The organism is Streptomyces sp. PKA51 (assembly GCF_057552455.1).
Genome location: NZ_BAAJPZ010000020.1, coordinates 77,938 through 96,829, shown reverse-complemented (window position 1 = coordinate 96,829; position 18,892 = coordinate 77,938). Strand labels below are relative to the sequence as shown.

Annotated in this window: 21 protein-coding genes; 14 read left to right on the top strand and 7 right to left on the bottom strand. The window is 70.8% G+C overall.

Translation table 11 applies throughout. The annotated features are described in order from the left end of the window. Both AC27L3_RS24530 and AC27L3_RS24525 read left to right on the top strand, forming a co-directional pair. Positions 1–259 (top strand): acyl-CoA carboxylase biotin carboxyl carrier protein subunit (locus AC27L3_RS24530; protein ID WP_487236215.1); only part of this gene is annotated, 259 nt, incomplete at its 5' end. A 193-nt stretch (positions 260–452) separates the two neighbouring features. Beyond that, the gene (locus AC27L3_RS24525) at positions 453–1,550 is read left to right on the top strand and encodes a type III polyketide synthase (protein ID WP_487236214.1); all 1,098 of its coding nucleotides are present in this window, start codon (positions 453–455) and stop codon (positions 1,548–1,550) included. 97 nt (positions 1,551–1,647) lie between these two features. On the opposite strand, the gene AC27L3_RS24520 is transcribed toward AC27L3_RS24525, so the two are convergent. Together AC27L3_RS24520 and AC27L3_RS24515 are read right to left on the bottom strand one after the other, a co-directional pair. Continuing rightward, entirely contained in the window at positions 1,648–2,103 is a 456-nt protein-coding gene (locus AC27L3_RS24520; protein ID WP_344439069.1) for a tellurite resistance TerB family protein, read from the bottom strand. 110 nt (positions 2,104–2,213) lie between these two features. Continuing rightward, positions 2,214–3,242, bottom strand: a complete 1,029-nt coding sequence (locus tag AC27L3_RS24515) for a rod shape-determining protein (protein ID WP_487236213.1) — start codon at positions 3,240–3,242, stop codon at positions 2,214–2,216. 206 nt (positions 3,243–3,448) lie between these two features. On the opposite strand from AC27L3_RS24515, the gene AC27L3_RS24510 reads away from it, so the two are divergent. Further along, entirely contained in the window at positions 3,449–3,751 is a 303-nt protein-coding gene (locus AC27L3_RS24510) for a UBP-type zinc finger domain-containing protein (RefSeq protein ID WP_487236212.1), read from the top strand. Positions 3,752–3,769: 18 nt separating this feature from the next. Here the strand turns inward: AC27L3_RS24510 and rpsN are convergent, their stop codons facing one another. Together rpsN and rpmB are read right to left on the bottom strand one after the other, a co-directional pair. Beyond that, complete coding sequence (gene rpsN, locus AC27L3_RS24505) at positions 3,770–4,075, bottom strand: 30S ribosomal protein S14 (RefSeq protein ID WP_487236211.1); 306 nt, start codon at positions 4,073–4,075, stop codon at positions 3,770–3,772. Next, complete coding sequence (rpmB, locus tag AC27L3_RS24500) at positions 4,075–4,311, bottom strand: 50S ribosomal protein L28 (RefSeq protein WP_487236210.1); 237 nt, start codon at positions 4,309–4,311, stop codon at positions 4,075–4,077. Before rpmB ends, rpsN begins: the two co-directional genes overlap by 1 nt. Before the next feature lie 50 nt (positions 4,312–4,361). Here rpmB and rpmG point away from each other — a divergent pair, with 50 nt between their 5' ends. The 4 genes from rpmG (at position 4,362) to AC27L3_RS24480 (ending at position 6,407) form a co-directional block, all read left to right on the top strand. Beyond that, a complete protein-coding gene (gene rpmG / locus AC27L3_RS24495) occupies positions 4,362–4,529 on the top strand; it encodes a 50S ribosomal protein L33 (protein WP_487236209.1) in 168 nt (55 codons plus the stop codon). A 2-nt stretch (positions 4,530–4,531) separates the two neighbouring features. Beyond that, positions 4,532–4,795, top strand: a complete 264-nt coding sequence (locus AC27L3_RS24490; protein ID WP_487236208.1) for a type B 50S ribosomal protein L31 — start codon at positions 4,532–4,534, stop codon at positions 4,793–4,795. Next, positions 4,795–5,958, top strand: coding sequence for a GTP-binding protein (locus AC27L3_RS24485; RefSeq protein WP_487236207.1), 1,164 nt, complete (start codon positions 4,795–4,797; stop codon positions 5,956–5,958). The genes AC27L3_RS24490 and AC27L3_RS24485 overlap by 1 nt, the downstream gene beginning before the upstream one ends. A gap of 209 nt (positions 5,959–6,167) precedes the next feature. Beyond that, the gene (locus AC27L3_RS24480) at positions 6,168–6,407 is read left to right on the top strand and encodes a DUF397 domain-containing protein (protein WP_487236206.1); all 240 of its coding nucleotides are present in this window, start codon (positions 6,168–6,170) and stop codon (positions 6,405–6,407) included. A 9-nt stretch (positions 6,408–6,416) separates the two neighbouring features. Here AC27L3_RS24480 and AC27L3_RS24475 read toward each other — a convergent pair whose 3' ends face one another. Beyond that, complete coding sequence (locus AC27L3_RS24475) at positions 6,417–6,959, bottom strand: ATP-binding protein (protein WP_487236205.1); 543 nt, start codon at positions 6,957–6,959, stop codon at positions 6,417–6,419. A 332-nt stretch (positions 6,960–7,291) separates the two neighbouring features. On the opposite strand from AC27L3_RS24475, the gene AC27L3_RS24470 reads away from it, so the two are divergent. The 5 genes from AC27L3_RS24470 (at position 7,292) to AC27L3_RS24450 (ending at position 12,330) form a co-directional block, all read left to right on the top strand. After that, positions 7,292–8,155, top strand: a complete 864-nt coding sequence (locus AC27L3_RS24470; protein ID WP_487236204.1) for a helix-turn-helix domain-containing protein — start codon at positions 7,292–7,294, stop codon at positions 8,153–8,155. A 145-nt stretch (positions 8,156–8,300) separates the two neighbouring features. Further along, positions 8,301–9,767, top strand: coding sequence for an aldehyde dehydrogenase family protein (locus tag AC27L3_RS24465; RefSeq protein ID WP_487236203.1), 1,467 nt, complete (start codon positions 8,301–8,303; stop codon positions 9,765–9,767). Between the two features lie 165 nt (positions 9,768–9,932). Further along, the gene (locus tag AC27L3_RS24460; RefSeq protein ID WP_487236202.1) at positions 9,933–10,487 is read left to right on the top strand and encodes a DinB family protein; all 555 of its coding nucleotides are present in this window, start codon (positions 9,933–9,935) and stop codon (positions 10,485–10,487) included. An 81-nt stretch (positions 10,488–10,568) separates the two neighbouring features. Then, the gene (locus tag AC27L3_RS24455; RefSeq protein WP_487236201.1) at positions 10,569–11,153 is read left to right on the top strand and encodes a PadR family transcriptional regulator; all 585 of its coding nucleotides are present in this window, start codon (positions 10,569–10,571) and stop codon (positions 11,151–11,153) included. A gap of 109 nt (positions 11,154–11,262) precedes the next feature. Next, positions 11,263–12,330: a cobalamin-independent methionine synthase II family protein gene (locus AC27L3_RS24450; RefSeq protein WP_487236200.1), complete on the top strand. Its 1,068-nt coding sequence runs from the start codon at positions 11,263–11,265 to the stop codon at positions 12,328–12,330. A 146-nt stretch (positions 12,331–12,476) separates the two neighbouring features. Here AC27L3_RS24450 and AC27L3_RS24445 read toward each other — a convergent pair whose 3' ends face one another. Together AC27L3_RS24445 and AC27L3_RS24440 are read right to left on the bottom strand one after the other, a co-directional pair. Continuing rightward, positions 12,477–12,650 carry a CsbD family protein gene (locus AC27L3_RS24445; RefSeq protein ID WP_365970067.1) on the bottom strand — a complete coding sequence of 58 codons (174 nt, stop codon included), beginning with the start codon at positions 12,648–12,650 and terminating at the stop codon, positions 12,477–12,479. A 71-nt stretch (positions 12,651–12,721) separates the two neighbouring features. Further along, positions 12,722–13,948 (bottom strand): protein kinase domain-containing protein, encoded by a 1,227-nt coding sequence (locus AC27L3_RS24440; RefSeq protein ID WP_487236199.1) that lies wholly within the window; start codon positions 13,946–13,948, stop codon positions 12,722–12,724. Between the two features lie 101 nt (positions 13,949–14,049). Between AC27L3_RS24440 and AC27L3_RS24435 the strand changes: the two genes are divergently transcribed. Both AC27L3_RS24435 and AC27L3_RS24430 read left to right on the top strand, forming a co-directional pair. Next, positions 14,050–14,901: a nucleotidyltransferase domain-containing protein gene (locus tag AC27L3_RS24435; RefSeq protein ID WP_487236198.1), complete on the top strand. Its 852-nt coding sequence runs from the start codon at positions 14,050–14,052 to the stop codon at positions 14,899–14,901. Next, complete coding sequence (locus AC27L3_RS24430) at positions 14,879–18,709, top strand: wHTH domain-containing protein (RefSeq protein WP_487236197.1); 3,831 nt, start codon at positions 14,879–14,881, stop codon at positions 18,707–18,709. The genes AC27L3_RS24435 and AC27L3_RS24430 overlap by 23 nt, the downstream gene beginning before the upstream one ends. Positions 18,710–18,892: the final 183 nt, after the last annotated feature.

Below are 18,892 nucleotides of genomic sequence, written 5' to 3'. Positions count from 1 at the left end.
ACCCAAACGCCGCGCCACCAAGAAGTCCGGCTCCGCCCTGACCGGCGACACCCTCGCCTCCCCCATGCAAGGCACCATCGTCAAGGTCGCCGTCGAGGACGGTCAGGTCGTCCGGGAGGGTGATCTGGTGGTGGTTCTGGAGGCGATGAAGATGGAGCAGCCGATCACGGCCCACCGGGCCGGTACGGTCAAGGACCTGGCGGCCGAGGTGGGCGCCTCGATCGCGTCCGGCGCCGCGATCTGCGAGATCAAGGACTGATCCTCTGCATTTCCTATGAGCGTGCTGTGTGTTCGACGAACGAATGTGCAGTTTGCGTAGATACGTCCGCTCTTCGGGTGAACTTTCCGGGCATATGTGTGGCGCGCCGCGCTTTGCGGCATGCACTGGACATATGCTGGCACGCCGTTTTGGCGGCCCTGGGCATCGGAACCGACGCGACTGGGAGGCCGTCATGGCGACGCTGTGCAGACCGGCCATTGCCGTTCCCGAACACGTGATCACCCGGGAACAGACGCTGGAGCTCGCACGGACGCTCCACGCCGACCATCCTCAGCTGGGGCTCGCCCTCCGGCTGATCGGCAACACCGGCGTGCAGAAACGACACCTCGTACAGCCGATCGAAGACACGCTCAAGCACCCGGGCTTCACCGTGCGCAACGCCCGCTACGAGCGCGAGGCGAAGGCCCGGGTGCCCGACGTGGTGAACAGGGCGCTGGACCACGCGGAGCTCACTCCCCGTGACATCGATTTGATCGTGTATGTGTCCTGTACAGGCTTCATGATGCCGTCGCTGACGGCATGGATGATCAATACGATGGGCTTCCGCCACGAGACCCGGCAACTTCCCATCGCCCAGCTGGGCTGCGCCGCGGGCGGCGCCGCCATCAACCGGGCGCACGACTTCTGCCAGGCCTATCCGCGGTCCAACGTGCTGATCGTGGCGTGCGAGTTCTGTTCGCTGCTCTACCAGCCCACGGACCTGGGCGTGGGCAACCTGCTCTCCAACGGCCTCTTCGGCGACGCCCTGGCGGCCGCCGTGATGCGCGGGGAGGGCGGCACGGGCGTACGGATCGTGCGCAACGGCTCGCACCTGGTGCCGGACACCGAGGAGTGGATCTCCTACGCGGTACGGGACACCGGCTTCCACTTCCTGCTGGACAAGCGGGTGCCGGGCACGATGGCGATGCTGGCGCCGGCGATGCGCGACATGGCCGAGCCCCACCAGTGGGACGTCTCCGAGCTCGACTTCTACATCGTCCACGCGGGCGGCCCGCGCATCCTCGACGACCTCGGCCGCTACCTGGGGCTGCCGCTGGAGACCTTCCGCTACAGCCGGGAGACGCTCACCGAGCGCGGCAACATCGCCAGTGCCGTCATCTTCGACGCCCTGGAGCGGCTCTTCGTGGACGGCGGGGCCCACGACGGGGCCCGCGGCATCATCGCCGGCTTCGGCCCGGGCATCACCGCGGAGATCGCACTGGGCACCTGGACGGAGAAGGGCGCCGGCGACGGCTCGGCGGAGCGGGCGTCGGCCGCCGTACGGGCGTGAGGAGGCCCACGGGGGACCGTCCGGCCCCGGGACGCGAGGAAGGGGGGCCCGGGGCCGGCACGCGCGCAGGGGGCCGGTGAACGGCCCCCTGGGGCCCTTACAGGTCGAACTCGGCCGGGTTGATGCCCAGCGCGAAGCACGCCTCGCGGACGACGGCCTGCTCGTCCTTGTCGAAGTTGCCGTCGGCGCCGCCGATCACGATGCCTATCTGGATCACCGCGCGCGCCTCGGTCGGCTTCTTGTGCACCTTGCCGATGACCTGCATGACGCTGACCTTGCCGAAGTCGAAATCGGTCGTCAGCTTCTGGCAGTAGTCGTTGAATCGGGCCTGCAGATCGTCGGCGGGGAAGTTGCGCAGGACGTCGTTGGTGGCGATCAGCGAGGCGACGCGCTGCCGCTCCGAGGCGTCGATCGAGCCGTCGGCGGCCGCCACCAGCGCGCACATCGCCATGCTCGCGTCACGGAATGCGCCGCTCTTGAGCTCGTTCTTCTTCGCCAGCAGCTGGCCCTGCATCGTCGTGGCCGAGTCCTTGAACCGGTCCCAGAGCGCCATGTGCGTCATTCTCCTTGTGCGAATAGGGGTGCACAGGGAGAACCGTCGCGGACGTTAAAGAAGTTCCCAAGGACGGGAAAGGACGGGAAAAGCGTCGTTATCCGGCCAAGCTATCCGGCCAGCGGGTCCAGGTGCATCGGCCGCACCTTCCCCTCGATCATCGCGCCCAGCCCCATCACCGCACACACGTCCGGCTTGTCCGCGATGCGCACCACCATGCCGGTGGCCTGCTCGATCATCATGTCCAGCCCCGGCAGCATCGCGCTGCCGCCCGCGAGCATCACCCCGCGCTCGGCGAGGTCGGCCACCAGGTCCGGCGGGCACTCCCGCAGCACCCGGCCGATCGCATCGATCACCGCCGTCAGCGGCGTGTGCACGGCCTCCCGTACGTGAGCGGTGTTGACCAGCACCGTACGGGACAGGCCCGTGGCCACGTCCCGGCCGCGCACCTCCGCCTCCGTACCCATCCGCGCCGGATCGAACAACGCCAGGTGCAGCGGGTGCAGCCCCTGCGACGGCAGCATCAGCTCGTGCTCGCTGCGCAGGTGCTGGATCACCGCGTAGTCGATGGCGTCCCCGCCGACCTGCACCTTCTCCGCCGCCACGATGGAGCCCAGCGACAACACCGCGATCTGCGTGGACGCGGCCCCGCACATCACGATCATCGTCGCCTCGGGCTGCTCCACCGGCAGCCCGCAGCCGACGGCCGCGGCGATCAGCGCGTCCACCAGCTCCACCCGCCGCGCCCCCAGCGCCGTGAGCACCTCCACGGCCGCCCGCTGCGCGATCGGTTCCGCATCGTGCGGCAGGCACACCGCGGCCCGCAGCATCGGCTTGCGGCGCCAGGCACGGCGGATCTTGTCGTTGACCAGAAAACGCAGCATGCGCTGCGCCATGTCGATGTCCACGACCGTGCCGCCGGAGATGGGCCGCACCACCCGGATGTGCCCCGGCGTCCGCCCGGCCATCCCGCCGGCCAGCGCGCCCACGGCGATCAGGGATCCGGTGCGGCAGTTGACCGCGGCGAGGCTCGGCTCGTCCACGACCAGGCCGCTGTCCCTGAGGTAGACGCGCGTCCTGGACGCTCCGAGGTCGACGGCCACGGTGCAGCGCGTGAGCTGTTCGAGACTGAGGGTCATCAGATCTGGTCCTGCCCTGCTCGACGCCAATGATCCAACGCCATCGTGCAAGGCGCCGCGCCGCACTGCCCGCGGAAAGGGGCCGGCTGTGTGAAGGCCGGTCGTGTGAACCGGAGGGGGACGGACACCCCCGTCGCCCGTCCCCGCCCCCGGCTCACGCAGCCGAGTCTGGCAGGGGGGTCTGACAACGGCCTAAGCTCGAAGACATGACCGACCCGGGCACCTGGCGGGTCGCCGAGGGCAGGCCCTGCAGCCACCTCGGCGAGGTCCGCGACGTGAAGCCTCGCACCCCGGAGGGGTGCGAGGAGTGCCTGCGCATCGGCAGCACGTGGGTCCACCTGCGCGAGTGCCTGGTGTGCGGCCACATAGGCTGCTGCGACAGCTCCCCCCACCAGCACGCGAGCGCCCACGCGCACACGACCCCCGGCCACGACGTGGCCCGCTCGGCGGAGCCGGGCGAGAACTGGGCCTGGTGCTACGCGGACGCGACCCTGCTCCTGCGGGACTGACGCCGCCGGATCCGCCCGCTACCAGCTGGACTTCCGCACGCCGGGCAGCAGCCCCGCGTGCGCCGCCGCCCGCAGGTTGATCCGCGACAGCCCGAACGCCCCCACGTACCCCCGCGGCCGCCCGTCCACGGCGTCCCGCTGCCGTACCCGCGTGGCGCTCGCGTCCCGCGGCTGCCGCCGCAACTCCCGCTGGGCGTCCGCCCGTGCGTCGGGCGTCGCCCTCGGGTCGCGGATCACCGCCTTGAGCAGGGCCCGCCGCGCCGCGTACCGCGCGACGACCAGCTTCCGCGCCTCGTTCTTCGCGATCTTGCTCTTCTTCGCCATCAGACCTTCCCTCCCCGCGCGCGGATGCGCGCCACCGCCGCCTCGATGCCGATGGCATCGACGGTCTTGATCCCCTTCGCGCTGAGCGTGAGCCGCACGGAGCGCCCTTCGCTCGGCAACCAGTAGCGCTTGCGCTGCACGTTGGGGTCGAAGCGGCGGCTGGTGCGCCGGTGGGAGTGGGAGACGGTGTTGCCGAACCCCGGCCTGCGGCCGGTCAGCTGGCAGTGGGCGGACATCCGCAGCACCTCCAAATGAAAATGGAAACCATTTCTGTATAGTAGCCCCCATGGCCCGCACCAACGAACTGCGCCCCGTCGTCAAGCTCAGGTCCACCGCAGGCACCGGCTACACCTACGTCACCCGCAAGAACCGCCGTAACGACCCGAATCGACTCGAACTGCGGAAGTACGACCCCGTCGTCGGCCGCCACGTCGTCTTCCGAGAGGAGCGCTGACCATGAAGCCCGGCATCCACCCCCCGTACGGACCCGTCGTCTTCCGCGACCGGGCGGCCGACTTCGCCTTCCTCACCCGCTCCACCGCGACCAGCGACAGGACGGTCGAGTGGGAGGACGGCAACATCTACCCCGTCGTCGACGTCGAGATCTCCTCGGCGAGCCACCCCTTCTACACGGGCACCGCGCGCGTCCTCGACACGGCCGGCCGCGTGGAACGCTTCGAGCGCCGCTACGGCAAGCGCCCGGCGGACGAGGGCCGTTGATGGGCGCCCGCATCAGAGCCCTGCCCGTCGTCCTCGTCGGCGGCCTGCACGCCGACGCGCGCCGCGCCGTCGTCCAGCGGCTGCTGGACACCGTTCCCGGCAGTGTCGCGTTGCACCACGACCTGTCGACGGCTGCCGCCTCCGGCGCGGTCCGCCGTACGGTCCGGGACCGCACGGGCCTGCTCGGCGAGGGCGAGGCGCCGCTGGTCAACGAGTGCGCCTGCTGCGCCCTGCGCGAGGACCTCGTCCCCGAGCTGGGCCGCCTGGCCGCCGGCGGTGGCGTCCGCCTCGCCGTCGTCGAGTTGTGGGATTCCGTCGAGCCCAGGGCGATGGCCGAGGTGGTGGCGGCCCACGCCGCTCCGGAGGCGGTGCTCACGGGCGTGTTCACGGCCGTCGACCCGGCCCTCGCGCTGCCCACCCTCGCAAACGGCGACGACCTCGCCGAGGCAGGCCTGGCGGCGGCGCCGACCGACATGCGGACGGTCGGCGACACCTTCGCCCGGCAGCTGGAGTACGTCACCGTACTGGCCCTGGCCGAGGGCGAGGAGCCGGCGGACGACGCCGACCGGGCGCTGCTGCGTCAGCTCGCCCCCGCGGCACGATGTGTTCCGGTCGAATCCATCGATCTGGCCGCGTCCGCATGCGATGGTTTCGACGTCGCGGCGGCGGCCGCCCGCAGCCACCCGGCGTGCGCGCTGCTGCCGCAGGAAGCCGACGAGGCGGGCGTGGCCACCCTCGTCTGGCGCCGGAACAGGCCGTTCCACCCGGGCCGGCTGCACGCCGCCCTGGAGGGCCTGACCTGTTCCGCCGCCCGCAGCCGCGGGCGGTTCTGGCTGGCCGACCGGCCCGACACGCTGCTGGCGTGGGACGCGGCCGGCGGCGCCCTGTGCGTCGAGAACGCCGGCCCCTTCCTGGCCGCGCTGCCGGACGCCGCCTGGGACCTCGTACCGGCCGAGCGCCGGGTGGCCGCAGCCCTCGACTGGGATCCGGAGCACGGCGACCGCGGCCAGTACTTGACGTTCACCTCGCCGGGTCTGGACCGCGAAGGGGTGGTCGAACTGCTGGAGTCGTGCGTGCTCACCGACGCCGAGTACGCGGCGGGACCGGACGGCTGGCGGCGCCTGCCCCCGGTGTTCGACGAGCTCCTCGACCCCGTCTCCTGAAGCTCCCGCGACGGCCCCTTCCGGAGCCGGATCACTCGGAGGTTCGGCTTCCGCGAAGGAGTCGTGAAGTAGTGGGAGGGACACCGTCAGTGCACGTGCATCGGCTCATGCAGAGGCACATGAACGGAGCTATGATCCGGAGGAGTTGACGTCCTCGAATCGTTGTTCTGGATGCGAGGACGGCCCCAGCAACGATCCGGGAGTCTCCAGTGGCCCAGGCGTACAACGGAATGGCCGCCTCGGACATCCAAGATGTCGTGTGGCGAAAGAGCCGCTACTCCAACTCCCAGGGTTCGTGCGTGGAGTTCGCCAAGCTGCCGGGTGGCGGGATTGCCGTGCGCAACTCCCGCCACCCGGACGGTCCGGCGCTCGTGTACACACCCGCCGAGATCGAAGCCATGGTGCTCGGCATCAAGGACGGCGAGTTCGACTACCTGATGCGCGACTAACCCCGTGATCTAGTCGCACCCGCGTGGCAGTCGGAACAGAGCCCAGACGACCTTGCCGTGGGTCGCTCCGGCGAGCGGGTGCCAGCCCCACGCGTCGCTGAACGACTCCACGAGGAACAGCCCGCGTCCGCATTCGGCACCGGTGTCGGCCTCGCCCGCGGCCGGCCCCGGTCCCGTTTCGCTCGGATCGCGCACTGCGCACACCAGCCGTGACGTCCACCGCATCAGATGCAGCCGTACCAGGGGTTCGGTCCCCCCGGCCCACCCCGGGCCGGCCATCTCCGCCATCCCGTCGAACCGGGCCATCCGGTCCGCCGGCAGGGCGTAGCGCATCGAATTGGTCACCAGCTCGGACACGACGAGCGCCACCTCGTCGAAGAGCGTCCCCAGCTCCCACTGGTCGAGCGTGGCCCGCGTGAACTGCCGGGCGCTGCCGACCGCTTCGAAACAGGGCGGGAGCGTACAGGAGGCCGAGGTGGTGTCGGTGGATGAGTCGATCGGAGGAAGCCCTCGCCATAAGGGTGAGAGCACAGTCGATCCTTCGGTACCCATCCGAGGCACTCCTGGCAATCGAGGACGTGACGTGCACGTGTGCGAGCTCCATGGTTGCCAATGCGCCCGGCGGATGCAAGGGCAGATGCACGTGCACGGGGCGGATTTGGGGGCGCACAGGGGGTTCGGTGCCAATTCTCCCTACGCCCCCCGCCGTAGAGCTCCTGCCCGTGGCCGGTCTGCGTAACCGCACCTGCACGCAACGGAGCCCGGAGATGGCAGACTTCGGCGCCGGGGGCTGCGGGGGTCGCCCCGGAAAGGCCGTAGACCGCGACCGGGAGCGGGGCCGGGCAGGACCGGCGGCCGTCCCGGCGAGAGGAAGGGTCCCAGAGATGGCCACGAGCGAGTCGAGCGGTTCCGTGGTGCGACGCATCCTGCTGGGCTCCCAGCTGAGGCGGCTGCGCGAGGCGCGCGGCATCACGCGCGAGGCGGCCGGCTACTCCATCAGGGCGTCCGAGTCGAAGATCAGCCGCATGGAGCTGGGCCGGGTGAGCTTCAAGGCACGGGACGTGGAGGACCTGCTCACGCTGTACGGGGTCGGTGACCCCGCCGAGCGCGAGGCGCTGCTGGGTCTGGCCCGGGAGGCCAACGTCGCCGGCTGGTGGCACAGCTACAGCGACGTGCTGCCGGGGTGGTTCCAGACGTACGTGGGCCTGGAGGGTGCGGCCTCCGAGATATCGATCTACGAGGTGCAGTTCGTGCACGGCCTGCTGCAGACGGAGGGCTACGCCCACGCCGTCGTCGTGCGCGGCCAGCCGGGCGCGGACGCCGCGGAGACGGAGCGGCGGGTCTCGCTGCGCATGGAGCGTCAGAAGCTGCTGTTCTCGGAGCGGGCGCCGCGTTTCCACGCCGTCCTCGACGAGGCGGCGCTGCACCGCCCGTACGGCGATGAAACGGTCATGCGCAACCAGCTGCAGCATCTCATCGACATCTCCGAGCAGCCCAATGTGACCCTGCAGGTGATGCCTTTCGCCCACGGCGGGCACGCCGGGGAGAGCGGTGCCTTCACGCTGCTGCGCTTCCCCGAGTCCGACCTGGTCGATCTCGTCTACCTGGAGCAGCTGACCAGCGCGCTCTACCTGGACAAGGCCGAGGACGTCGCCCAGTACGCGCGCGTGATGGAGCGCCTGCACGCCGACAGCCTGTCCCCGGCGCGGACGCGCGACCACATCTCCGCTCTGCTGCAACGCCTGTGACGTGACTGACACGCGCGTACGATGACGTCCGGTCAGAGGAACGAATGTCGGCACGCATGTCGGTACGAACGTCGGCACGCACAAGTACGCCCAGGCACGCACAGGCACGCACAGGTACGGCAGAGCCTCGCAGACGGGATGGCGCATGTCCTACGGATCCAGCTTCGACGCGTTAGCGGCCCAGTACATAGACGGCGAGTGGCGGGCCGGCACCGGCTCGTGGGACATCGTCGACTTCAACCCGTACGACGGTGAGAAGCTCGCCTCCATCACCGTGGCGAGCATCGCCGAGGTCGACCTGGCCTACCGGGCCGCCGAGCGCGCCCAGCCGGCCTGGGCGGCCACCAATCCGTACAAGCGCCGCCTGGTCTTCGAGCGCGCCCTGCGCCTGATCGACGACCACGAGGAGGAGCTGGCCGCCGCGATCACCGCCGAATGCGGCGGCACGGCCACGAAGGCGGCCTTCGAGCTGCACCTGGCCCGCGAGTTCCTGCGGGAGGCGATCCAGCTGGCCCTGCGGCCGGAGGGCCGCATCCTGCCCTCCCCGGACGACACCAAGGAGAACCGCCTCTACCGGCTCCCGGTGGGCGTCGTCGGGGTGATCAGCCCCTTCAACTTCCCGTTCCTGCTGTCCTTGAAGTCGGTGGCGCCCGCGCTCGCGCTGGGCAACGCGGTCGTCCTCAAGCCGCACCAGAACACCCCCGTGTGCGGCGGCACCCTGGTGGCCCGGCTGCTGGAGGACGCCGGCCTGCCCGGGGGCGTCCTCAACGTCGTCGTCACCGACATCGCCGAGATCGGTGACGCACTCATCGAACACCCGGTGCCCAAGGTCATCTCCTTCACCGGCTCCGACAAGGTCGGCCGGCACGTGGCCACCGTCGCCGCGTCCCACTTCAAGCGCACGGTCCTGGAGCTCGGCGGCAACAGCGCGCTGATCGTCCTCGACGACGCGGACGTCGACTACGCGGTGGATGCCGCCGTTTTCAGTCGCTTCATCCACCAGGGCCAGGTGTGCATGGCCGCCAACCGCATCCTCGTGGACCGTACGGTGGAGGAGGAGTTCACGCGGAAGTTCGTCGCCAAGGTGCGCACCCTGAAAGTCGGCGACCCGTGCGACCCGGCTACGCACATCGGCCCGCTCATCAACTCGGGACAGGCGGAGGCCATCACCAGTCTGGTGGAGCAGTCGGTCGCGGACGGCGCCACGGCCCTGCTGCGCGGGGTGACGGACGGCAACCTCGTCGCCCCGACGGTTCTGACCGGGCTGCCGGCCGATTCGCCCGTCCACGGGCAGGAGATCTTCGGCCCGGTCGCGGTGATCGTTCCCTTCGACGGCGAGGAGGAGGCCGTACGGATCGCCAATGCCACCCCGTACGGGCTGAGCGGCGCCGTCCACACGGGCGACGTGGAGCGGGGCGTGCGCGTGGCCATGCGCATCGAGACCGGCATGGTGCACGTGAACGACGCGACCGTGCACGACGAGCCGATCGTGCCGTTCGGGGGCGAGAAGCACTCGGGGGTGGGGCGGCTGAACGGGGAGTCGATGGTGGAGGCGTTCACCACGACGAAGTGGGTCTCGATCCAGCACGGCCGCAGCAGATTCCCGTTCTGATTCCGCGCCGGGGCACGCCGGGTGCGCGGCCGGTGCACACCGGGCGTGCGGGCCGAGACATGCCGGGCGTGCGGGCCGCATATAGGACCGCTTCCGACCTAGATCCGCCCTACTGTTGATCTGTCAGCAAGCAACAGCCGCGGTGGACGAAAGGCGACGTCACCCATGCCCACGCATGTGATCGAGAAGGACCCGGCCGACGAGCGCAGCACCCTGCTCGCCTTCCTCGACGCCCAGCGCGGCGGCCTCCGCCGGGCCGTCCTGGGCCTCACGGAGGAGCAGGCGGCCACGCGGCCCAGCGCCAGCGAGCTGTCGCTGGCCGGGCTCCTCAAGCATGTGGTCGAGACCGAGCAGTCCTGGGTGCGCCGCGCCGAGGGCCTGCCGCCGGCCGTCGCCCGCGACGAATCGAACTGGGGAGAGTCCTTCCGCCTCCTCGAGGGCGAGTCGGTCAAGGGGCTGCTGGCCCACTGGGCCGCCGTCGCGGCCGAGACCGAGCGCTACGTGCACTCGGTGCAGAGCCTGGAGGAAACGTTCGCCCTGCCCGAGGCCCCCTGGTTCCCGCCGGGCGCGCGGGTCTCCGTGCGCTGGGTGGTGCTGCACCTGATCGAGGAGATCGCCCGGCATGCCGGCCACGCGGACATCATCCGCGAGTCGCTCGACGGGAAGACCGCCTTCGAGCTGGTGGCGGCCGAGGCGGAGGGCCGGGGCGGAACCGCCTAGGCTGGTCCGGGTCAGAACCCGAGCGGCCCGAGAAGCGGCCGCGCGAAGCGGTACGAGTGCGGTACGAGAGCGGTACGAGAGATGTCGGCGATCCGGCTGCTGGTCCTGGGCTCGGTGCGGCAGCACGGCCGCGCCCACGGCTACCAGGTGCGTGGTGACCTGGAGATGTGGGGCGCCCAGGAGTGGTCCAACGCCAAGCCCGGCTCGATCTACCACGCGCTGAAGAGCATGGCCAAGCAGGGCCTGCTCGTCGCCCACGACACGGCCCCCAGCGAGGCCGGCGGCCCGCCCCGTACGGAGTACGAGCTGACGGCGGCGGGCGAGGCGGAGTACTTCTCCCTCCTGCGCACCGCCCTCGCCTCCCACGACCAGCGGGTCGACGTGCTGACCGCCTGCGTCGGCTTCCTGGTCGACCTGCCGCGCGCGGAGGCCGTCGCACTGCTGCGGCAGCGCGTGGCGGCCCTGGAGGCGTGGCGGGAGGACGTCCGCCGCCGCTGGACGCCGGAGGAGGGCGAGGACTGGCGCCACATCGCCGAGATCGGCGTCCTGTGGGAGGACATCGCCGCCGGCGGCGTCCGCTGGGCGCGCGGCCTGATCGAGCGGCTGGAGGCGGGGGCGTACGTGATGGCGGACGAGGGCGACCCCTGGGACGGCGTCGTGCGCTGAGCACGCGCCCCGGGGCGCGCACGGCGGCGCCTGGCCGGTTGCGTTCGCACGTACTGACAGTGCCGCGCAACCGATTGAGGGGTCGGTGCCCCTTCCCTACGCTCCCCGCGTGAGGATTCCCACCGAACCCATCGGCAGCATCCCCCGACCCCCCGAGCTGCTCGAAGCCATGGCAGCTCACGCCTCCGGCAGGATCGACGAAGACGATCTCGCCGCCGCCCGGGACCGCGCGGTCCGTGACACGATCCGGCGCCTGGAGGAGCTCGGCTCCCCGGTGGTCACCGACGGCGAACAGTCCAAGCCGAGCTTCGCGACCTACCCCCTGGCGGGGCTGCCCGGCCTGTCGCCCGACGGCGTGGTCATCCCCTTCGCGGACGGCCACACCCGCCGGCTCCCCGCCCTGACCTCCGGTCCCTTCCGGTACGGCGTCCGGGCCGCCGGCTACCTGCGCGCGGCCCAGGGCCACGCGACCGTACCCGTGAAGCAGGCGGTGATCGCCCCTTCGGCGCTCAGCCTGCTCTACCCGCCGAACGCCATCGACGGCTACCCCAGGGAGACATTCCTCGACGACCTGGCGAACGAGGCCGAGGCCGACGTCCGCGCCTGCCTCGACGCCGGCGCCCACGCGGTCCAGCTCGACTTCACCGAGGCCCGCCTGTCCCTGAAGCTCGACCCCTCGGGCGGCGTCCTGGACGCGTTCATCGCCCTGAACAACCGCGTCCTGGAGCGCTTCTCGGACGCCGAACGCGCCCGGATCGGCGTCCACAGCTGCCCCGGCGGCGACCAGGACTCCACCCACAGCCTGGACGTCGACTACGCGGGCCTGCTGCCCAAGCTCCTCCAGCTGCAGGCCGGAGCCTTCTACGTGCAACTGGCGAGTGAACCGGATCCGGACAAGGTGCTGAGCATCCTGGCCGATCATCTGCCGGGCGACGTACGGCTGTTCGTGGGCGTGACCGACCCGGTCGACCCGCGCGTCGAGACCCCCGAAGAGGTCCGCGACCGCGTCCTCGCGGCCGCCCGCCACATTCCGGCGGACCGCCTGGGCACCTGCGACGACTGCGGCTTCTCCCCGTTCGCCGACGACACCTCGACGTCACGGGAGACGGCCTTCGCCAAGATCCGTGCCCGCATCGAGGGCACGACCCTGGCGGAACGCGAACTGGGCCTGGCCTGAACACGCCTGCCGGCCGAAGGCCCGGGGGCCTCCGGCCGGCAGGAGCGGTGCAGCGCCCCGTCAGGGGCGCGGGGAACTGCGCGACAAGCCACCGTGCGCCCGCAGACGGGGCACCGTGGACACGCCCCAATGCCGGCTAATGCCGGCTAATGCCGGAACGCATCCTTCGCATGCTCAGCGGCCTGCTTGGCGTCCGCCTTGCTCTGCTCGGCCTTTCCGCGCGCCCGCTTGGCGTCGTTGCCCGTGAGCGACCCGGCTGCCTCCTTGGCCTTGCCCTTGGCCTTGTCGGCCAGGTTCTGCGCCTTCTTCTCGGCACTCATACGATGCCTCCAGGATTCGCGTCGGCGTCGTGGACTCCGGTTCGTCTTCCTCCCAGGAGCCACGGCAAACCCTAGGAGCGGATGGTGCGCGAGCCGAAGGCGGCGAATGTCGCCCCGAGGGGTATCGACGTGCCGACGGCGTGGTCCATGGCGTGAAGTACGCCTCGAACCGGCGAGGTGATCAGGAATTCGCCCTGGGCCGTGGACACCCGCAACAGCGGTTCACCATGGGCCACGGGTTCGCCCGGTGCCTTGTACCGAAGGACCACGATGGCTGCCTGACCCTGCCCGTTCCGGCCGGGGAGTGCCGGCATGAAGAGCGTGTCACGGCCCGCGACAATGCCGAAACGCGCCGGCACGACCGCGAGGGGCGGGGGAGGCGGAGCGGGCGGCGGAGCAGGCGGCGGAGGGACGCGCTGCGTGGTCAGGTACTTCGTCTTCGCGACCTGCTCGGCGATGAACGTCGTGACGTCGTCGGGCCATGCGCCGGCATCACCGGCCTGCGCGGCGCAGTGGTCCAGGACGTGGGGGAGGGCCGGCCGGTCGCCGGGGTCCTTGCCCAGGGCGGCACGGATCAGCGGGACGAGCCCCGCCGGCACGCCGGAGAGGTCCGGCTCGTCGTGGACGACGCGGTACGCCACGGCTGCCGCCGGCCCCGCCCCGAAGGGGCTGCGCCCGGTGGCCGCGTACACCAGCACACCGGCGAGGCAGAAGACGTCGCTCGCCGGTGTCGCCTCCCGCCCCAGCATCTGTTCCGGCGACATGAAGGCCGCGGTGCCGATGACGCCCGATTGCGTCAGATGGGAGGTGGCGTCCAGCGCCCGGGCGATACCGAAGTCGATCACGCGGGGCCCGTCGTCGGCGAGGACGACGTTGCCGGGCTTGAGGTCGCGGTGCACCACCCCGCAGGCGTGGACGGCCCCGAGCCCCTCGGCCAGCCCCGCCCCCAGCGCCGCCACGGCAGCCGCCGGCATCGGGCCGCACCGCTCGACCGCCTCCTGCAGGGAGGGGCCGGGGATGTAGGACGTCACCAGCCAGGGCGGATCGGCGTCGGTGTCCGCTTCCACGACCTGCGCCGTGTAGAAACCGTTGACCCGGCGGGCCGCCGCGACTTCCTGGGCGAACCGGCGGCGGAACACCGCGTTCTCGGCGAGCTCCGCCCGTACCAGCTTCACCGCGACCGCCCGCCCCCCGCGCGAGCGCCCCAGGAACACCCGGCCCATCCCCCCACTGCCCAAACGCGCGAGCAGACGGTACGGCCCGACCTCCCGTGGATCGGCGGGCAGCAATGGCCTCATCAGGTCGCGCCCCCGTCGTCGTGGCGGATGATGGCAACAACTCACCGGTGTGAGAAGAAGTATGGCGTGCAACCGAGCGCGGCAGGAGAGGTGAAGGCGCAATGCCCGACAAGTCCCGCGACGACGACCGCAAGGATCAGGACGTCGATCAGGACGCCGATCCGGTCAATGATCAGGACGAAGTCTTCCTCGACCGCCTCACGGAACGCCTGTCCGCGCTGCCGGCCGTGGAGGCCGTCACGCTGGGCGGCTCGCGCGCGCAGGGCACGCACACGCCCGACAGCGACTGGGACACCGCCGTCTACTACCGCGGCGCCTTCGACCCCGCCGACCTGCGCGCCCTCGGCTGGCCGGGAGAGGTGTCCGGGATCGGCGAGTGGGGCGGCGGCGTGTTCAACGGCGGGGCGTGGCTGACCGTCGAAGGACGCCGGGTGGACGTCCACTACCGCGACCTCGACGTCGTCGAGCAGGAACTCGCCGAGGCGGAGCAGGGTCGCTTCCACTGGGAGCCGCTGATGTTCCACCTGGCCGGCATCCCCAGCTACCTCGTCGTGGCCGAGCTCGCGATCAACCGCGTCCTGCACGGTACGCTCCCGCGCCCGCCGTACCCGCAGGCCCTGCGCGAGTCCGCCCCCGCCTTCTGGCGCGGCAACGCGCACCTCACCCTCGCGTACGCCCGCGCGAACCATGCCCCGCACGGCAGGCTCACCGAGGTGGCGGGCGCCCTCTCCACCGCCGCCATGCAGACGGCGCACGCGGTGCTGGCCGCGCGCGGCGAGTGGGTCACCAACGAGAAGACGCTGCTGCAGCGGGCCGGCCTGCGCGGCGTCGACCGCGTCCTGGCGAGGCTGAAGGCCGACCCGGACGCTCTGCAGGCGGCGATCACGGAGGCGGAGGCCCTCTTCGCGGCGGAGGGGAGGCAGGCCGGGGATGCAGGGCCACACCACGCATAACTCGGCGGCGAATGCACACGCCGCAGTGATCGCGCAGGGCCACACGGTGAATGTGTACGGCTCCCTGCCCGAGGGCCCGCCGCCCCCGCGCGACCCCTGGGTGGAACTGGCCGCGGAGTCGAACATCTGGCACCACGTCCAGCCCGATCGCAGCAGCGAGCCGTTACGGCAGCTGGTGGTCGACGTGGTGGCGGCGCTGGCGGATGTGCGGGAGGGGACGGACGTACCGGACGACCCCTGGGTACGGGACGAGGGCGTCGTGCACCGGTTCGCGGAATGCGTGGACGACCTGCTGGGCGGCGGCGGACTCGACCTCTATCCGGCGGAGGCGGCACTCCTCGTCCTGACCCCGTTCCTCTACCGAACGCACTACCTGCAACTGGCGGTAACGATGCGCGATGCGGCAGGCCCGTCGTTCACGGCGTTCGCTGAGAGCCACGACTTCCTCATGGCTCGGGTCAGGCAGAGCAGCGAGGAGACCGCGGGAACCCTCACCAGCTGGCTGTTCCACCGGTGGTTGGTGCAGCGGGAGGAGTTCGCGGGCCCGCAGCAGGTCCGCAGGCTCCTGGCGGACATCGGCGAGCCGGCCGATGCGATGGGCGAGGTCCTGGACGTACGTCGCGTCTGCCGCCTCCTGCACGGCCTGCGCCGCGGCGCCGACGTGTGCAACCGCGAGTTCCTCGACACCCTGCCCGCCGACGACGCCGTCCGCGTCCGCCGCGGCGGCCTGCAGCGCATCCGCGACCAGCGCCTGGTCCTCCTGCTGGCCCTCGCCTACGGCATGAGCCGCGACATCACGGCCCTCCCCCAGATCGTGGTCGAACACGTGGGCATCCCCGACCCCGTGGACGTGGACCAACTCCACCGCACCCTGTCCCGCTCCGCCTGGGGCGGCTCCCGCGACCTGCCGGTACTCCGCGCGGAGTGCCATCACGCGGCGGTGATCGAGGGCCTGCGCGAGTACGTGACGCGTACGGACGAGCTGCTGGCGGCGGTACGCCGCACGGCCCACGAACGCATCACCCACCCCTTCCCCACCCTCCCCGCCCGCCTCTCCTGCGACGAGGTCACCCCGGCCGACGACGTCGTCAAAGGTTGGGCGGGCTTCCGCCTGGACGAGCGCCGCGTCCGCGACCTCCTCCTGGGCGTCCAGCTCTACAAGGACCGCGACCTGGCCCTCCGCGAGCTCTACCAGAACGCCCTGGACGCCTGCCGCTACCGCCGAGCCCGCACCGAATACCTCGACCGGACGAGGGCGGCGACGTACGCGTACGAGGGCCGCATCTCCTTCGACCAGGCCACGGACGAGGACGGCCGCGAGTACGTCGAGTGCCACGACAACGGCATCGGCATGGGCGAATCCGAACTCCGCGGAGTCTTCTGCAAGGCGGGCTCACGTTTCGTCGACCAGCTGGACTTCAAACTGGAGCGAGCGGACTGGGCGCGGGCCGACCCGCCGGTGGAGTTCCACCCGAACAGCCGCTTCGGCATTGGCGTGCTGAGCTATTTCATGCTGGCGGACGAAATGCGGGTCCGCACGTGCCGAATGGACGCGAAGGGCGAACTGGGCCCGGTCCTGGAGGTCCGGGTCTTCGGCCCGGGCCACCTGTTCCGGATCGTGGAGGTGAAGGAACGGGGCGACGAGGCGGACGCGGGCACGCGGGTGCGGCTGTATTTGCGGGAGGGAGAGCGGGGGGCGGGCTGGTCGTGCGTCGACGTGCTGGAACGGCTGCTGGGAATTGCGGAGTTCCCGACGCGGGTACGGCACGGGGGCCGTACGGCCGAGTGGGCGCAGGGCGTCTTCCGGGCCCGTGAAGCCCCGGAGGGCGAAGCCTTCGGCATCAATGCCCACGGTGACCTGGTGGACTGGCCCGACCCGCCCGCCGGAGCCCAGGTGATCTGGTGCGAGCACGGCGGTGCCCTGCTCGTCGATGGCCTGGTCGTCCAGCCGACGGAGCGGCGCGGCGTACTGGCGACACGGGACGGCCGGCTCAGGGGATTCGTCGTCAACCTTTTCGGTCCGCTGGCTCCCGACCGGCTCTCGGCGGACAGGGCGAACGTCCTGGACGACATCTCCGGCACGCTGCAGGAGATCCTCGGCAGCGCGGCCCACGACGTGGTGCGCGCCGATGCACCACTGCCCACTTACGAGTGGATTGTTCACGTGTCGAGCACCAACGGAGCGCTCGGGGACCTGATAACGGTCGCGGCGATGAGCGCGGGCCGGACGTTCCACCTCGACGGGGTGACGTTCTCGTTGAAGCAGCAAGGGTGCTTCCCCGCCGACCTGTCGATTGTCGCCGAGACGCTCATGGACCGGGAGTCACGGTTCTGGGTGACCGGCTATCCACCTGACGTCATCGTGTTGTGGCGACTGCTGGCTCACCGGGCCGAAGCCGTCCTCGAAGAACTCGCCGCGGTGTGCCCGGAGCTCGCCGAGGTCGGCGAGGTCCGACTGGCCTTGCCGTCCGATATGGAAGTCCTGGCCACGGAGGCCGACAGGCATGTTCTGTGGTCTTGGCGCCGCGTCGCCATCACCGGAACCCACATGGCACGGCTCGCCACGGCGACCGGCGCATCACCCGAGGAGGTCCTGGAGCGGGTATTCGCCCTCGGTATCCACGAACGGAATCCTGACGTGGTTGCGGCTGTGGCCTCCGGCGGCGGTCCGGCCCTCACGGTCCTGTTCAACCGCACGGGAAGCCGCGTGGGGCCGGGATACGAGGTGACGGTTGAGCGGGTGATGGATGCGGTCAGCGCGCTCCGGGTGAGCGCGGAGGATGTTGTCGCGGCGTGGCGCTGCGTGGGTGCACACGTTCCGGACGACGTTCTGATGCTGTACAGGGAAGCCGTCGACCATCCTCTGTTCTCTCGCGAAACCGAGGAGAGAATGGGCTACCTGCCTTACACCGGCCCGGTCCCACCCGGGCAGATCGCAGCTGCTTCCGTGACCCTGGGGATCAGCGTTTCCGAAGTCTGTGATCGTTTCCGGCGCTACGGGTTTCAGGTCGATCCCGGTTTTCTGCCCGATCGGCCCGAAGAGGATCTGCTGCGGTTTCTCGGCGAGGGGCCGGCGGGCGGGCCGTGGCTGGACCGCTCGGAAGAGGTGCCGCCCGGCCATGTGATTGCCGTGGCCCGTGACCTCGGAATGGAGCTCTCCATCGTCTGTGAGCGGCTGGCCGGGCTGGGATTCAAGGCCCCGTCCTGCTTCCCGGTGGACGTTCGCCCCGACGACTTGAACCTGCTCTACGACGACATGAACAGGGACGATCCCTTCCTGCGCCCTGGCAGGCCCATCCGATACGCACATCTCTTCCGGGTGGGTCCGGCCGGGGTGCGAAGGGCCATCGAAAGGCTGGAGGAGTACGGGTTCGACATCCCCCTGGCGATTCCGCGTCGGCTCACGGTCCTGGACAGGGTCCTGCTCTTCAACGAGGACTTCTGGGGTGGCCTGACCACTGAGGACGTCATGCCCTTTGCACGCGTCCTGCTGATGTCGCGTGCCATCGCGACCGCTCCGGAAGAGCTGGTGCGGCTACTGGACCACTACGGGGTGGAGCTCTCGTGCCGGCGGATGCCGGACGGCATGTCGCGGGAAGCCGCCAGTGAGCTGATCGACGGAAAGGACCTGGTGGACCTCAACGACGCCGCCCCCCGCGCTCCGCTCGCCCGTCTGATCGAGGACTCCCGCCGCATCGGCGCCACCGTCGTCCAGACATGGCACTGGTACCGGGCCCTCGGCCTGCCCGTGATCGACCTCCCCGCCGCCCTCCGCGAAGCGATCCCGCGGATCCCGCGCGCATCCTGACCCCCGCGCGGACGCGCACCCGCACCGTGCCCCCGCGCGACGCGCATGCGCCCCCGCGCCTGGGCATAGAAGGGAGCGGGGGACGAGGAGTCGAGGAGCGGAGGATCGCCGGCCATGAACTGCCCCAACTGTGGGAGCGACAACATCACCGTCTTCCCGCAGGAAGACGGGTCGTCCGCGTAC